The sequence below is a fragment of the Polaribacter sp. 2405UD43-2 genome, assembly GCF_058147125.1.
Map to the genome: position 1 here is coordinate 1 of NZ_JBYVJX010000043.1, position 265 is coordinate 265.

General features: G+C 24.9%; 2 pseudogenes. Both read left to right on the top strand.

From position 1 onward, the window contains the following. Positions 1 to 99: pseudogene (locus ACY2RX_RS14680) on the top strand (UDP-3-O-(3-hydroxymyristoyl)glucosamine N-acyltransferase); the annotation flags it as partial. A 61-nt stretch (positions 100 to 160) separates the two neighbouring features. Next, a pseudogene (locus ACY2RX_RS14685) lies at positions 161 to 265 on the top strand (succinate--CoA ligase subunit alpha); the annotation flags it as partial.

The window sequence follows — 265 nt, forward strand, 5'->3', positions numbered from 1 at the left end:
GGAAAGTCATATTTTGGAACTCCTATTTCAGAATCTAGAGAAAAATTAAAAGAACTCGCAGAAATAAAACTTTTTTTAAAAGACAGAAAGAATTCTTAAAATACTTTTTTAGAAACAATCAATAAACTATTTTTGCATAACAATAGTTAAAATTAAACCAATGAGTGTTTTAGTAAATAAAAATTCAAATATAATTGTGCAAGGTTTTACAGGTAGTGAATGTATTTTTCACGCAAGTCAAATGATTGATTACGGAACTAATGTT